The organism is Longimonas haloalkaliphila, from assembly GCF_055379825.1.
The window spans coordinates 3,740,153-3,755,290 of the sequence record NZ_AP043948.1; the positions used below are offsets into that span (position 1 = coordinate 3,740,153).

Sequence of the window (15,138 nt, forward strand, 5' to 3'; positions counted from 1 at the left end):
ACTTATTGCCCGAGTGGCGGAATTGGTAGACGCGCATGGTTGAGGGCCATGTGGCCGTTATAGGCCGTGGAGGTTCGAGTCCTCTCTCGGGCACACATCAACGCAATGAGCGTCTTGGAGCCTCTGGCTTCAAGACGCTTTTTTGTGTTGGTAGTGTGTCAGCAAAGATCTCGCCTTTCCGATTTACATTTTTACATTTCTGCAACCGCGCTATCCTTTGAACGACCGCCTGTTTGTCGGCCTTACTCCAATGTGGTAACCATACATGTGGCAACTATACAAAAGAAAGCGCCTGGTCTCTCACCAGAGACCAAGCGCTTGGAAATGAACTGGAAGCGAGCAATATGTAGAAGGCTGCGTGTCTGTCAGCAAAATGGGGTACATCCGGAAACGCACCTTCATGACACGGTGCTGCCGATATCATAACGTGGTCCGTCTTATCGTTACAAAGAGTTGATCTGTGGCGTTCTACGACTGTCTTCCATGCAATGACGTCGCCAGCATACCTCTGTACGTTCGCGAGTGATGCGCCATGCGGTAGCGTGCTTTGCCTAAAATGGAGGCGACCCCGTCAGGTAAAGCCCGGTGCCGTCAGGACTGACGGCAAAGTCGGCCCGCAGGTGCACCCCCGAGTCATTCAGTTGATACCGCAGGCCGATTCCTCCTGCGGGTTTGAGTCCGCTGTGGCCGAGTTCGGCAATGCGGGGAGCAATGGTTCCCACGCTTGCAAATGCAGCCCCGTCGATGCGCCACCATATTGGAAACCGCCACTCAGCCTGCGTGGTGACCGTCACCCGGTCGCGAAAGCGCGCGTTCTGGTATCCGCGCATGCGCATGGATCCGCCAAGTTTGGGAAGAAGCGCGAACGGCGGCGTACCCGTAACGGCTTCGCCATAAGCCTGCAGAGCAATCACCTGGTCAGTGCCGACAGGAAGGAAACGCCGCACATCTGCTCCAATCCGCGTGAATGCGCCTCGGGCGTTCCGAACGTATGGATGGATTAGCGCATACAACGATAGGTAGCGTCCACTTCGCGGGTAGTAAGTGCGCGATCGGGTATCCACAAACAGAATGGGGCCCGCTCCAACCACGCTACTCCCGCGCGCACCCGCCACGGTATGCTGATCAAGCAGTCCGCCATCGTCTACCGACGTAATAGCCGCGTGGCGCATCCGCATGCGCAATCCGACATGCAAAGCATGCGTGAGGCGCTGTGCACCTCGCAGCTTTATATCGACCATTTGCCGTGTATAGGATTCACGAGCATCTCTATCGCTCTCAGGACCGATGCCAAAGAATGAGGTCGGGGTCTGCGCGGCATTTACCTGCGTCCAGAGACGATAGCGCCCCTCCTGTAAGTACAACTCGGTGTCGAACGACAGTTCATACTCGCCACTCAGGGTAGCCGACAGATCGGATGTGATACTGGATATGCGTGCCGGATCACTTCCAAAGAAGTAGCCTGCCGAAAAGCCGCCCCCCACACTGGTTTCAGGCGTGTAATACATGATCGGAAGCGCATACCAACTGGTGTTCGACGTGGTGTCGGAGCCAGCAAGAGGGAGCGCATCCCACAAACTGGTCTCCGTGGTGTCGTGAGGAGCAGGCAACAATTCCGTAAGCGCGTTATCGGCCTTGGCTTCCACCGCAACAGCCCGCGCAGTGCCAGGAAACAAGATGAGCAGCACCGTAACCGCACGAAATAACAGCCACTGAGAGCAAGGTCGCATGCTGCTGGCTGGAATCCCGATCATAGCACTATGTGCAGTTGGGAGCGTAACATGCTTTCAAGATCGTATGGCGAGGCGCGAATGAATCAGTGCAGTTGCTCGGCAGTGGATCACGCACAGCCTTTGCAGAAGGCGTTCTGCAATAAGGCTCTTTTGTTAGGCAACGTAGAAGAGATATGCTGCATCTAACGAACACAATACGGAGTATGCGTTTCTAAAGGTCCATTAAGGTGGGCTGCAAGTTATTTGCAACGCCGACGGACTTTTTTGCAGTAGCAAACGCAAGTTGCGGGGTATGTGCCCCACAGCGAGTACCGTAGGTTCCCTACCAGCATCCGCTCAACGGGAGCTTTCTAAGTAAGTCAGCAAAATGCGTGTACGCGGCGCTCCTCGCAATGACATCCTCAAAGATTCTTTTGTGGGTCTACTTAACGTTGTGCGTTGCGCCCGTAAGGTGCTGTCTTGTATACTAACTATATGCAGCACCATACGCTACATGCTCAGGCGCAGTATCCTTCGCATCTTTTTTCTCTGGCTTGCCCGCTGTCATGGCCGACTCCGAAAAGCCCACCATCAACGTTCGTAGCGACGAGCTCGCTCTGCTTGACAAAATCCGTCGGCTTGCCCCTCGCTTCGACGTACCCGAACAGCGTGCTGAGATATACGGGGTCTGGACGATCTGCTACCACCGATTCTGCGAAAAGCAAGACATTCCTCCCGTCTGGATGGAAAGCGTATCGGAGTTTATGGATTTCCTCAAAACACAGACCCATCTGTCGAAGCCTGAACGTAACCAGGCACTTGATGCCGTCATGTTCTACCTGACCGATATTCGACGTGCCGAAGATCAGGACGAAGCCGATTCGGTCGAATCTTTTCCCCACCCCTCAACGTCTCGCAGCCTCTTTGCGCACCTTCTGCTTCGGTGCAACATCGATGTCGAGCAGGCTCTGGCACTTCGTGCCGAAGACGTTGACCTGGACCGCGCAACCCTGCGTATCTCCAATAGTGACAGCTCGCGCGTGGTGCAGCTGCTGCCAAGTCTGCGTGCCGGCATGCGCGACCATGTAAAGCGTGTAAGGCGGCGCACTGATGCGCCGAATCCCCGCTTATTTGGCCCCGAAGCCCCTGAATCCGCCAGCATACCCGTCCCCCTCACCAAAGATGTCGGCGACGATGATGTTGAGCATGCTACACAGGTCGTTACACAGGTCATGAAAACGCTTAACATGCGTCCGCCCTCCTCTCCCACTGGCGAGACGGCATCGCGCCCAAAAACAGATTCATAACCCCGCGCGCCTGTCTCTCGTCAGTGCTACCCATAATGTCTTACGCACAGCACCTATCATACTGAAAGAACTAAGCACTTTTTCACCCTTACAGTGCCTGTTCTTCCGTATAATCGAAGTAATCGGAAGCGCTTCGTTCGGGAGTGTGGTGCACAGACAGTACACCGCAACACGCACAGCCTGCGTCTTTAGCGTACGTCTTTGGATGCGTACAGGCACGTTCTCCTTGAATGATTGGCGGGTCCATTCGAAATTGGTAGGAATGAACTGGAGTTTTGCCCATGTCAAATCCCAATCCGCGCATCGCTGATGTCGCACATGCCGCCACCGAGGCGGTGTCGACCCCGCAGTATGAGGCCCCCTTCGACCTGGAGCCCCGTACCCCCCACGACTTCTCCCCCGACGAGCTGCGGCAGGTACTGCGCACCATGATGCTGTCGCGGCGCCTTGATGAAAAGATGATGACGCTGCTCAAGCAGGGGAAGGGGCACTTCCATATCGGGGCCTCTGGACACGAGGCCGCACAGGCCGCCGTGGGCTTCTATGCCCAACCCGGCCACGACTGGTTCGCCATGTACTACCGGGACCTCTGCATCACGCTTTCGCTCGGGATGCGCCCCGAAGATGCGTTCCTGGCTCACCTTGCCAAAGCCAACGACCCCCACTCGGGCGGACGCCAGATGCCGGAGCACTTCGGACTTCGCGACCTGAACGTGATGACGACCTCTTCCTCGGTCGGCGCTCAGTTCATGCCAGCCGTTGGATTCGGGCTCTCCATCCAGCAGCGCGGCGAAGACGCTTTTGTCTATGCTTCGTGCGGCGACGGGGCCACCTCGCAGGGCGACTTCCACGAAGCCCTCAACTGGGCCACCCGCGCCCAGGCACCGGTGCTCTTTATGGTGCAAGATAACAAGTATGCCATCTCCGTTCCGGTCGAGGAGCAGACCGCCGGTGGCACTGCCTATAAGCTGGCCGCTGGATACGACGGACTCAGCCGCATCCGTGTTGACGGCACCGACTTCTTCGAGATGGCCAGCGCAGCCGATGCCGCCATCACCCACATGCGCAACGGCGGCGGCCCCGTATGTCTCGTGGCCGACGTAGTGCGCCTGCTGCCTCACTCCTCCTCTGACGACCACACAAAGTACCGCCCCGACGAGGAGCTGGAGTCCGACCGCGCCATCGACCCGATCCAGCGCCTGCGCAACACGCTCACCGAGCATAACATCTTCTCCACCGAAGAGATCGACGCGCTGCAGAGCGACGTCAAGGAACAGGTCGAAGAAGCCTCTCGCTGGGCCCAGGAGCAGCCCGACCCAGATCCCGCAACAGCGACCAAGCATGTCTTCTTCGAAGGCGATCTGGGGCTCGACTACAACGACGAGTCGGACCTCGACCCCGACGCCGACCCGATCGTTATGGTGGATGCGATCAACCGCGCCCTGAAAGAGGAGATGGCGCGCAACGAAAAGATCATCGTCTACGGCGAAGACGTTGCCGGAGACAAGGGCGGCGTGTTCACCGCGACCAAAGACCTGACCCGGCTGTACGGCGAAGATCGCTGCTTCAACGCCCCCCTCGCGGAGGCTTCCATCATTGGCAGTGCCGTTGGATGGGCAGCCAGTGGCTATCGGCCGGTTATCGAAATTCAGTTTGCCGACTACATCTGGCCCGGCATGCAGCACCTGCGCAATCAGGTCGCGCCATTCCGGTACCGCTCCAATAACACGTGGAGCTGCCCCATGGTCATCCGCGTGCCCTGCGGAGGCTACATCCATGGCGGACTCTGCCACTCGCAGAATATCGAGTCTATCTTTGGGCACACGCCGGGTATCAAGATTGCCATGCCCTCTACAGCAGCCGATGCCAAGGGATTGCTTACGACGGCCATGCGCATGGAAGACCCTGTCATGTTCCTCGAACACAAAGCGCTCTACCGGTCGGCTGCAGCACGCACACCCACGCCGCCTGAAGAGTACCTGCTTCCATTCGGCCAGGCCCGCGTTGCGCGTGAGGGAAGCGACCTGAGCATTATCACGTACGGCATGATGGTCCACAAAGCCAACAACGCCGCTCGCGAACTCGCCAAAGAAGGAATCGATGTGGAGGTAATTGACCTGCGCACCATGGTGCCGCTCGACACCGACACGATCCTCGAATCCGTCGCGAAGACCAATCGCGCGCTCGTGCTCTACGAAGATCATGAGTTTGTTGGATACGGAGCCGAGATTAGCGCACAGATTGCTGACCTTGCCTTTAAGCAGCTGGATGCGCCTGTCCGCCGGGTGGCCGGCGCCTTCTCCCACATTCCGTTTGCACACAGCCTTGAACGCGAGGTGCTCCCCAGCGACGAAGACGTGCTGGAGGCCACTCGTGAACTGGCAGCTTTTTAGCACTCATGGAAGCGCCTCACCGCCTCGCCATTTCACCCTGCACGCTCGCCTTTTGTAGCGCTCTGCATGCGTTCAAACGGCCACAACCGCACCGGTCAGCCCGCTCAACCGAAACCATTTGTACACGGGCGCCGTGTAGTGGTGCGGACAGGCGAAGCAGGGCCCTAACAGCCTGCTATGCCCCCTATTTTCGCTACGCGCACCCTCAGATAACGGGGCTGCGCTACGGGCTCTCCTCCGTCGAGGAACCTATTTCGCACTGATTTAACGCACAACCAAACGACAAACTATGGCTACCGATATCGAGTCCACTGTAAAAAATATCATCGTCGAAAAGCTCGGCGTTGACGAAGCCGACGTAACCACTGACGCGTCATTCACCAACGACCTGGGTGCCGATTCGCTCGACACCGTTGAGCTGATCATGGAGTTCGAGAAAGAGTTCGACCTTACCATCTCCGACGAAGACGCCGAGCAGATTGCCACAGTGGGCGATGCTGTTGATTACCTCTCCGAAAAGGTGGCGTAACATTTTTTCGGCAGTATGACCAGTCGCCCGGCGACCCTCGCATGCATGCGAGCCGGTTCGCCGGGTTTGCTGTTCGTGGGGCGGGTATGTTTTTTCAGAGCGGCTTCCTGGTCGCTTATCGGGCTCTATCGCCTTCCGTACCCACAGAATAACCCATAGAATGCTACGCTTGTAGCCATTCACAGGATTGCTGCACCGCTTCGGTACCACAGGCCCTGTGCTTGCACGCTACGCCGCCGGTGCCTACACGCGCCGCCCCACCACTGCCGTGCGCGTTTACCTCTTGCTCTTTACGACTAACTGCTTTCTCCATCATGTCTGACCGCCGAGTTGTTGTTACGGGCATGGGCGCACTCACGCCCATCGGGCTCACCGTCGATACGTTCTGGGATGCCCTCCTCAAAGGCACAAGCGGAGCCGCAACCATCGAGTCGTTCGACCCCGACGGCCTACGTACTACCTTCGCCTGCGAGCTACCTGACTTCGACATTGAAGACCACCTCGACGCCAAGTCAGCCCGTCGCATGGACCCGTTCTGCCAGTACGCCCTCGTCGCGGCGGCAGAGGCTGTCGAACATGCTGGGTTCGACAGCGACGCCATGTCGCAAGATGCCAAAGACCGCATCGGCGTCGTTTATGGCAGCGGTATCGGGGGGATGCAGACGTTCCACGAGCAGACGGAGTATTTCATTGACAGCGGCGAAACACGTGTATCGCCGTTCTTCATCCCCATGCTCATTCCCGACATTGCCAGTGGCCAGATCGCGATTCAGCATGGCTTTCGCGGCCCCAACCACGCTATCGTATCGGCGTGTGCTACCGGCAATCACAACATCGCCGATGCCTTTCGCCTCATCCGCGACGGCACCATCGACGGCGCCGTCTGTGGCGGCACCGACGCCTGCGTAACCAAGCTCGGCATTGCTGGCTTTGCTTCGATGCGCGCCCTGTCAACACGCAACGACGATCCGGCCCATGCCAGCCGCCCGTTTGACAAGCACCGCGACGGCTTTGTGATGGGGGAAGGCGCCGGTGCGCTCTTCATCGAGAGCCTCGAGCACGCACAGGCACGCGGCGCCACCATTCATGCCGAGGTCCTCGGCACCGGGATGTCGGCCGATGCCTACCATCTGACCGCTCCCGACCCGGACGGCGGCGGCGTACGTCTGGCGCTAAACCGTGCCCTCGAGTATGCCGGGATAACCCCGGAAGATATCGACTATATCAACGCGCATGGCACCTCTACACCGCTGGGGGATGCCGCTGAAACATCGGCCATCAAGCAAGTCTTTGGCGAGCACGCTTACGACCTGAATGTGTCGTCTACGAAGAGCATGACGGGACACCTGCTTGGCGCTGCCGGAGCGGTTGAGGCGATTGCGTGTATTCAGGCGCTGAAGCACAACGTGGTGCCACCCACAATCAATTTTGAGGAGAACGACCCTGAATGCGACCTCAATTACACATTCAATGAGCCGCAGGAACGCGAGCTGAACGTTGTCCTCAACAATGCCTTTGGCTTTGGCGGACACAACACCTCGCTCGTTCTTGGCGCATTCGATGGGTAGGTAGGCACCAGCGTCAGGCAGCCTCGGCAGGCCGCCACGTGTGCACCTCCTGCCGGGGCTGTAGCAGACGTCTGGGACTGCGCCAGCGTTACGCATCCCCCTGACCTCAGACCGCAGATCTCAGGTAACGTCTACCGAAAGACAATCTCACGTACCAGGTCTTTGCCCAGTTCGTCATTGAGCCGCGTGCGCCAGTCCTCACGCTGCAGGTGCAGCTCCTGACGCCACGCAGCTGATCGTATTTTGACAAAGAGCTTGCGCCCCTGCATCCACACGCTTTCTGTCACGTTGTTGACGCGAGGCCCGACCAGCGTAGCCCACGCCTCCACCACCCGAGCTTCGTCGATCTTTCCGTGCTTGTTCAAGCGCTTAAGCACATCTTGTAGGATGTTGCCAAGCGGTTCTGGATTGTCGGTCGGCATAGAATTATGATCGGTTGGGCCTAATGCACGAGCACTACCATGCACAGCGGCCGGGCCTGTTACGTTTCCCTCAGGCAGGGCGGCTGTCCTGATAGCTCTACTCCCTTGCTGTCTCTTTTGCGTCTTATGCCCCAACTCGCTTCTTCCCCCGTGCCAATATCCAAGAAGCACCACAGCACTGCTCTCAGCATGCTCATGGCGCTGGCTCTGCTCTTGGGAGCCCATCCAATCTTGGGAGCCCATCCGAGCACGGCCATGGCAGCCCATGGGTCCGTGCTGGCTGTGGTCCCTTCTGACACCGTAGAAGTCAACCTGCAGAGCACGATCGAACGCGCGCTGCAGACCAGCCCCGACATCAAGGAGCGCGAGGCGCGGCGCGATTTTGCTGATGCGCGGTTCGGCGAGGCGCGCGCCAGTCGCTTTGCAACGCGCTTCAACCTGAATACCGCCCATTCCATTGCGCCCAGCCTCGACATCCCCGATGACAACGAGCAGCCCAACAGCCAGCTCTACCTGAACCCAGATGTCGAGAACGACTGGCGCATCGAAAACCTGCGTCCGTTTAACCGCTTCGAGGTCATCCTGCAGCAGCCCGTGCTTACCTGGGGCGAGCTTTCGGGGACCGTCGAAGCCGCCATGCACGGCGCCCGCGTCGAGGAGGCAGCCGTTGACGGACAGCGCCTGGAGGTGGCCCTGCGGGCAGGTGAGCTCTATCAAAACGTGCTGCTTACCAGCGAGCTGCGCCGCCTGACAGGCGAAGCCGAGTCGCTGCTGCGACAGGCGCGTCGCGAAGTGCAGACGCTGCTCGACGAGGGCAACCCCGACGTTGAAGAGGCCGACCTCTTTCAGCTCGACCTGGCGCAGCAAGAGTTCGAGCGCCGGCGCGTTGAAGTGAATGAACAGCATGCCACCGCCCGGTCGGCCCTCAGCCGACAGCTTATGCTTGATGACGATACGCCCCTGGCTGTCTCTGACGGCGCCCTGCAGCCCCTCCCGCTCAATGTGCTCGGCGACTCGCTCGCGTTCTACCAGGACGCCGCGCAGCGCCACCGCCCTGAGTTCAAACAGGCCGAATCCGGACTCGCCGCACGCGATGCTCTCGTCGACGTGGCTCGCTCCGACTACTATCCCAAACTCGCCCTGCAGGCCTCGTATAGCATCGCTGCTACACCGGGCCGGTTTCGGCAGCGCAATGCATACATTGGTGACTCATTTCGTGGACAGGGAACGCGTACTGGATTTGGCATTCAGCAGAACCTGAATTTTTATCAGACACGCGCACGCGTCCGCCAGGCGAAGGCCGAGCGTGCTGAGGTGCAGTACCAGCGCGAGGCAGCCGACACCTTTATCGGGTTCGAGGTCGAGGAGGCCTACCGCCAGGTACGCATCAACGAAAAGCGGGTCGAATCGCTCGATGAATCGGTCCGCATCACGCGTGAATGGCTTCGCACCGAGCAAATCAACTTCGACCTCGACTTTGGCGACCCCCAGAATCTGGTACGTGCCGTGCAGGCTAACCTGGAGGCACGCGCCGAATATCTCGAAGCCGTGCGGCGCTACAACGTATCGGTCTTGCGCCTCCTGCGCACGGCCGGCACCCTCACCCACGATGCAGAGCGCGGCATGCTTATTGAACCATAGCATATACACCGTTATCGACCTACCTTCTCGATATTATGCTCCTAACCCTGTACGCTACTATGTGGTCTTCTCTTTCGCCTCGAATGCAATCCGTCCTCTCGCTGGCACTGATGCTGGCACTGCTTATTCCGGCCACAGCCCATGCACAGTCCCCTTCGTCTGACGACGAAGCGGCAGCCATCCAGACCATGCTTGAGGACCGGGATGCCGAGATCAAGTCGATCCTTGAAGGCGATACCGATAGCTTCACAACCGAGCAGCGCGATGAGCTCATGACGCTCATCAACGGATTCATTGACTTCCGCGCCATGGGACGCGAAGCGCTCGGCCCCTTCTGGAGCGATCTCTCCGAAGAGCAGCGTACAAACTTCGTAAACGTTTTTCAGGATGTGGTGCGCCAGCAGTCGCTCAGCGACCTTGAAGTGTACAACTCCGAGGTGTCGTACGAGCGCATCGACGTAGAAGGCGACAGCGCCTTTGTTCGCACCATCACTCGCTACCAGGGCACCCAGACGCCCGTCGACTACGTGCTGAAGCGCGATGAAGGCACCTGGCTTGCCGAAGACATTGTGGTAGACGGCGTGAGCACTGCCGGTGGATACGCGCGTTCCTTTCAGAACGTGATGCGCCGTCGCGGCTTCGACGCGCTCATGGGTAGCCTCGAGCAGCGCCGCGACCGCGACCAGCAGGAGACCTCTGCCCGGTAGTGTGCAGACCAGCCGTTCCACGTTAGCGGCGGCCCGCCCTACTTATCTTCCCCCAGCGCATCCCCCGCCCTCTTTTGGGTTCTGGGGGATGCGCGCGTATCTGCTCTCCTGTATGCGCCTCTGTATACTTGTATTATACCCCACCTGTACGTAGCGTCTGGCCTGTGCCCACTGGTTCATGACGTGCGCACTACGCGTAGCGCAGCACCTGCACCAGCCAGCCCAGTTCGGCGCCATGGACGTACAGAAAGCCCGCGCATACCCCCAGCACCAGACTTCCGGGCGTCAGGAGCAGCGCTGCACCCGCCAGCCAATCTTGTGTGGTCTGATACACGTCGTACGTGGTCCGAAGCACCGTCCATGCCGATCCTATCAGCGCGCCCCCAAGGAGCAGCAGCGGAGCGTCTGCTGGATAGAGGGTGCCTCCTGCCATCGTCAGCAGCATCCAGGGCAGCACGCCCCACCAGGGCAATGCACCGAGCATAAATGCCTGCCTCCAGGACAGCTTCGTAGTCCCCCAACGAGAGCCTGCCGCAACCAGTGCCGCCCATCCCGCAAGCGCCGCCGACCACAGCGTAACGCCCACTGCCGCTACAGCGAGAGGAGCCGCCCACGCCGTCTCGACCAGATCGCGCCCCGTGCTTGAGAGCGTTTCTGCAGCGATGACCGCGGGCCGAACCCAAGCAAGTTCATTCAGCACCGCGACACTGCCCACCCACAGCGCTCCTGCTATGCATCCCCCAATGAGAGCCGCCGCAATCCCTGTTGCATCGCGCCCCTCGCGCACCGACTCGCAGTAGAAAACATGCGCGGATAGATACCGCAACACCAGCCGCCGCACACTTGGCACGTATATCACCGATCCGGCAGTTGCGAACAGGACAACCCAGACCATGAGAACAAGCCCACTCCATATCCTGTCTTGGAACGCACGGTCTTCTCCAGGCGCGAACGCAAACGGGCTGGGACGCTCCTCTACCGCGGACACGGCCACCTGGCCGGCAGGTGTGAGCGCCTCGCCGATCGTCAGTTGAAATCGTGCGGGGCCGCGGTTTGCGCTTGCATCCCACCCGGCGACGAACGTGATGGGTACGCTTCGAGCATGCGCCTGGCCAAGGCGTTCTTCCAGGTAGCGCGCCTGGGCCTCCGCCGATCGCGGTACCGTCCACCCGGGCTCTGCTGCATCGGATCGTGGAATACCGATCGCTGCGAGACCGACCGGCCCGGCATGCGCCTGCGTCCACGCCTGCCACCGCGCAAACGGGCGAATCATCATGCGCCCATCCACGAGCACCAGCGTAGCCTCGTCGAACGTGCAGCGACTGCCGTCCGGAGTCACCGGCGCTACAACATACGGCGTTACCGACGACGGCAGGCCCGCCCGGATCTGCCCCCACCGTATGCATCCGCTATAGCTGAGCGGCCCACTCCACCCGATGCCTGCTACAGCAGGATGCTCCCAGTAGACCTCCTCGCGCGACACCGGCGCAGATACATCGACGTAGAGGGCAATGCCAAATGTCGCCGCGGCCTGCAGCCCCTCGGGCGTTGGAGGCCGGGTGGCCCGCACGTGGCGTATGCCATGCCCCTCCATCATACGCAGTGCACGCACCTCCTCCACATCCGACCCACCGGGCGTCCACACGATCCCGACGGCTGATAGGCTGGCGGGCGCCTCGTTCTCCTGGATCATACGCTCTGCTGCATGGCCTTCAGGTGGATAGCCTTCAGGTGGATAGGCAGCCAGGCTCTGCGCGACTCCGTTCCCACACACAACAAGAAGAAAAGCAATCGAGGTACGCAGCAATGCAGATCGATCGTAAAGAGGCAAACGACGGAAAAACAGAATGTCCGGATGGCATGGTGAATTACGCCTTGTTGTAATGTCCCCCCTTCTTGTGGGGTTCTCACCCTCCATCACTCAACACGCAACTTGTTATGAAACGATTGACATGGACGACGCTCCTTCTCGCGCTTTTCCTGATTCCGGCTACGGCCCAGGCACAGACCGAAATCTCGCTCGGGCCGAAGGTCGGGTTTGATGTCGCTGATATCAGCGAGCCGTACATTGGCGCCGATGTACGTATTGAGCTGGAAGACTTTCCCGTACGTATCAATCCCAAATTTGATTTTTATTTTGCAAGCGATCCTGCCCCAAATGTGAGCAGAACGATATGGTCGGTAGGAGCAAACGGGCTATTCGATTTTGACCTCGATGATAACGACATCACTCCGTACGCTGGGGCGGGACTGCAGATATTTCGTTCATCGTCAAGTGGTGGGGGGGTAACTTTTAGCACAACCGACCTGGGCCTGACCGGCGTAGGCGGTGCTGAGTTCGACCTTGACGGATTTCGTCCGTTTGTACAGGCTGAACTTGGACTTATTTTTGGAACAGGATCTCCTACTACCTTTGGATTAAGTGGCGGAGTCCTGTTTGATCTGTAGATAGGCACAATAGACATTCAGCCTTTGTTACGCTGGGGCGCAGCACCGGCTTTTGCCGGGCTGCGCTATTTTTTTGACCTTGTCCCTGACTGATTCTGTGCGTATTCACTGTTGCCTGTAGGGCAATATTGCACCTTTGACTGCTATCTCCGATATTCAGGTATTCGTGTTTTCCAACTTGCTCTGCCTCTTCTACTATGCTGCGCACTTGTCTGGCTGCCACCCTTGCTCTCTTGCTCTGTACGGCCCTCCCTCAACATGCCGACGCTCAGGTCGGCCTGGCCTTCGGGCCTCGCGTCAGCGTTGATGTGGGGGACGATATTAATGGCGACGATGCCACGCTCGCCCTCGGCGCGGACCTCCGCATCTCATCAGTCGCCCTTCCTTTCACCCTCAACCCGACGTACGACTATTACTTTACCGATGGCGATGGGTCGTTCTCGACCCTGAACGTAAACCTGCTCTTCCCCTTTGGCATTGACAACCGGGTGTTCACGCCCTATAGCGGACTTGGCGCCGGGTTCTCCTTTATCAGCAATGGCGATACGCAGACCGATGCAGGTCTCAACGTGCTGGCTGGCGCGCAGTTTGGCGTGCTCCCCTTCCGCCCCTTCGTCGAATTGGGCTACTCGATCTACTTCACGGAGGGCGATAACCTGAACGCCTTTGGGATTCGTGGCGGACTGCTCTTCGGGCTGTAACCCCGCTTCCTCGGCAAGATGCCCTCTCTGTGCATCTTGCCCAGTCCAAACTGTGTGCCGCACTATCGAAGCACGTCCCTTAACCAGGGGCGTGCTTTTTTGCGACCTGCACCAGCCGGTCAGCTCTCAACCGCCGGTGGTATTAGCAGGACGACACGGAGGTTACTGCTCCGTAACGTTTAATCGAGTAGCAGACCATCTGCTGCGAGATATACCTCGTAGGGTCAGGTGAGCGGGAATCTTCCCGTGCTGGTTTTTTATCACCAACACTCTGCAAAGCAATGGATTACACGCAATCAAATATGTTATGGGCCGTTGTCTTGGCCGTTACCTCTCTTTTTGTCTTCACTGGGTGCGACAACGATTCCTCTCCGGTTGACCCCGGATTTGAAGACCCGGAAATGGATACGTTTGGCTATGCCTTCAACGAAGGCCAGCTGCTTGGCGACCCCGACACAGCATACCGGGGCACGCACGACCGCACGCTCAGCGCGGAAATCAGCGTTGAAGAGATGGACGATGGAAACGCTGCGGTCACAGTCGTGCTCGAAAACACCATAAGCGGCGAAGCCTATCCGGTACACGTGCACGACATGGCCGACCCCAGCACAACCCCCAACAACACGCCTTACAACGAAACGCCCAATGGCGATGTCTTTGCTCAAGTGCTCGAAGGAACCGGGGGATCCGTTAGCGCAACGAACGAGACAGACATTGCCTACCAGGAAATTGTAAGCGACTACGAGGCGTTCTTTGTCGTCCATGATCCCCTACAGGACCTGAGCACCGTGGACCTTACTACGTATCTGATTCTCGGCGTATTTGGGGAATCGTTGGAGGAAGGCGCATCCAGCCTGCGCTCTGCCAGCTACGATTACGCCTTCAATGAAGGGCAACTTCTTGGAGCCCCCGAAACTGCATACGACGGCACGCAAGGCAACCATCCGCGCAACCTGAATGCAGTGCTGGAGATCACAGAGCGGCCTACCGGACTGGCTACGGTCACCGTCACCCTCGAAAATACGCTCGACGGGGAAGAGTACGCCGTACATGCACACGATATGGCCGACCCCGATACGACTCCCAATAACACGCCTTACAATGAAACACCAAACGGAGACGTATTTGCGCAGCTGATTGTAGGCAATGGGGGAAGCGCCACCGGCTCGTTTGAGACCGACATTTCCTACCTTGAGCTGATCAACGACTATGAGGCATTCTTCGTCGTGCACGATCCAACTCAGGATCTGAGCACCGTTGACCTTACTACCTACCTCATCCTGGGCGTGTTTGGGGAATCGCTCGAAGCAAGCGACCCCAACCTGCGTGCCGTTACGATCACGATGGGCAATGATGGCTCAAATGCTTACGTCGCAACCAGCGTGGAGGGCGCTCCTCAGGAAGATGTCGTCGCGCTCAACGAAAGCAACCCGACCGTCATGCTTCAGGAAGGGATGCGGTACAAGTTTGTCATTGAGAATGGCGGAGCTCACCCTTTCGGTATTGACGATGGGGCAGGAACTACGCTCCTCAATCATGACGGTAGCGGCTCTTTTTCCGACGATGCAGCGGTGAATCTCATTACAGACGATGAGGGCGGTCTTTCTTTCAACCTGACCGCCGATCTGTCTGATGCTCTTGTAGCGTACTTCTGTAATTTCCATGGGCCGATGCGGGGCGAGCTTGCTATTATTGAGTAGCTTTCAGCCG

The 15,138-nt window shown here is 58.7% G+C and carries 12 protein-coding genes and 1 tRNA gene; 10 read left to right on the forward strand and 3 right to left on the reverse strand.

Features of this window, described 5'->3' with window-relative positions:
* The first annotated feature begins 7 nt into the window (after nt 1–7).
* Nucleotides 8–93 (forward strand) — tRNA-Leu (locus ACZ48V_RS14685).
* A 458-nt stretch (nt 94–551) separates the two neighbouring features.
* Here ACZ48V_RS14685 and ACZ48V_RS14690 read toward each other — a convergent pair.
* Nucleotides 552–1,754 (reverse strand): BamA/TamA family outer membrane protein, encoded by a 1,203-nt coding sequence (locus ACZ48V_RS14690; RefSeq protein ID WP_464540363.1) that lies wholly within the window; start codon nt 1,752–1,754, stop codon nt 552–554.
* A 524-nt stretch (nt 1,755–2,278) separates the two neighbouring features.
* Between ACZ48V_RS14690 and ACZ48V_RS14695 the strand changes: the two genes are divergently transcribed.
* The 4 genes from ACZ48V_RS14695 (at nt 2,279) to fabF (ending at nt 7,509) form a co-directional block, all read left to right on the forward strand.
* Nucleotides 2,279–3,019 (forward strand): site-specific integrase, encoded by a 741-nt coding sequence (locus tag ACZ48V_RS14695; protein WP_464540365.1) that lies wholly within the window; start codon nt 2,279–2,281, stop codon nt 3,017–3,019.
* A gap of 281 nt (nt 3,020–3,300) precedes the next feature.
* Nucleotides 3,301–5,412 (forward strand): alpha-ketoacid dehydrogenase subunit alpha/beta, encoded by a 2,112-nt coding sequence (locus ACZ48V_RS14700; protein WP_464540367.1) that lies wholly within the window; start codon nt 3,301–3,303, stop codon nt 5,410–5,412.
* A 289-nt stretch (nt 5,413–5,701) separates the two neighbouring features.
* On the forward strand, nt 5,702–5,941 hold the full coding sequence (locus ACZ48V_RS14705; protein ID WP_353563500.1) for an acyl carrier protein: 240 nt from the start codon (nt 5,702–5,704) through the stop codon (nt 5,939–5,941).
* Nucleotides 5,942–6,255: 314 nt separating this feature from the next.
* On the forward strand, nt 6,256–7,509 hold the full coding sequence (gene fabF, locus ACZ48V_RS14710) for a beta-ketoacyl-ACP synthase II (protein WP_464540369.1): 1,254 nt from the start codon (nt 6,256–6,258) through the stop codon (nt 7,507–7,509).
* 131 nt (nt 7,510–7,640) lie between these two features.
* Here fabF and ACZ48V_RS14715 read toward each other — a convergent pair whose 3' ends face one another.
* Nucleotides 7,641–7,931 (reverse strand): DciA family protein, encoded by a 291-nt coding sequence (locus tag ACZ48V_RS14715; protein ID WP_464540371.1) that lies wholly within the window; start codon nt 7,929–7,931, stop codon nt 7,641–7,643.
* 126 nt (nt 7,932–8,057) lie between these two features.
* Here ACZ48V_RS14715 and ACZ48V_RS14720 point away from each other — a divergent pair, with 126 nt between their 5' ends.
* Together ACZ48V_RS14720 and ACZ48V_RS14725 are read left to right on the forward strand one after the other, a co-directional pair.
* Nucleotides 8,058–9,572 carry a TolC family protein gene (locus ACZ48V_RS14720; RefSeq protein WP_464540373.1) on the forward strand — a complete coding sequence of 505 codons (1,515 nt, stop codon included), beginning with the start codon at nt 8,058–8,060 and terminating at the stop codon, nt 9,570–9,572.
* Nucleotides 9,573–9,631: 59 nt separating this feature from the next.
* Nucleotides 9,632–10,279, forward strand: a complete 648-nt coding sequence (locus tag ACZ48V_RS14725) for an MlaC/ttg2D family ABC transporter substrate-binding protein (protein WP_464540375.1) — start codon at nt 9,632–9,634, stop codon at nt 10,277–10,279.
* Between the two features lie 190 nt (nt 10,280–10,469).
* On the opposite strand, the gene ACZ48V_RS14730 is transcribed toward ACZ48V_RS14725, so the two are convergent.
* Nucleotides 10,470–12,086 carry a hypothetical protein gene (locus tag ACZ48V_RS14730; protein ID WP_464540376.1) on the reverse strand — a complete coding sequence of 539 codons (1,617 nt, stop codon included), beginning with the start codon at nt 12,084–12,086 and terminating at the stop codon, nt 10,470–10,472.
* 131 nt (nt 12,087–12,217) lie between these two features.
* On the opposite strand from ACZ48V_RS14730, the gene ACZ48V_RS14735 reads away from it, so the two are divergent.
* The 3 genes from ACZ48V_RS14735 to ACZ48V_RS14745 all read left to right on the forward strand — a co-directional run bounded on the left by ACZ48V_RS14735 (nt 12,218) and on the right by ACZ48V_RS14745 (nt 15,128).
* Nucleotides 12,218–12,727 (forward strand): outer membrane beta-barrel protein, encoded by a 510-nt coding sequence (locus ACZ48V_RS14735; RefSeq protein ID WP_464540377.1) that lies wholly within the window; start codon nt 12,218–12,220, stop codon nt 12,725–12,727.
* A gap of 197 nt (nt 12,728–12,924) precedes the next feature.
* On the forward strand, nt 12,925–13,428 hold the full coding sequence (locus ACZ48V_RS14740) for a hypothetical protein (protein WP_464540379.1): 504 nt from the start codon (nt 12,925–12,927) through the stop codon (nt 13,426–13,428).
* Nucleotides 13,429–13,709: 281 nt separating this feature from the next.
* The gene (locus ACZ48V_RS14745; RefSeq protein ID WP_464540381.1) at nt 13,710–15,128 is read left to right on the forward strand and encodes a hypothetical protein; all 1,419 of its coding nucleotides are present in this window, start codon (nt 13,710–13,712) and stop codon (nt 15,126–15,128) included.
* Nucleotides 15,129–15,138 lie beyond the last annotated feature (10 nt).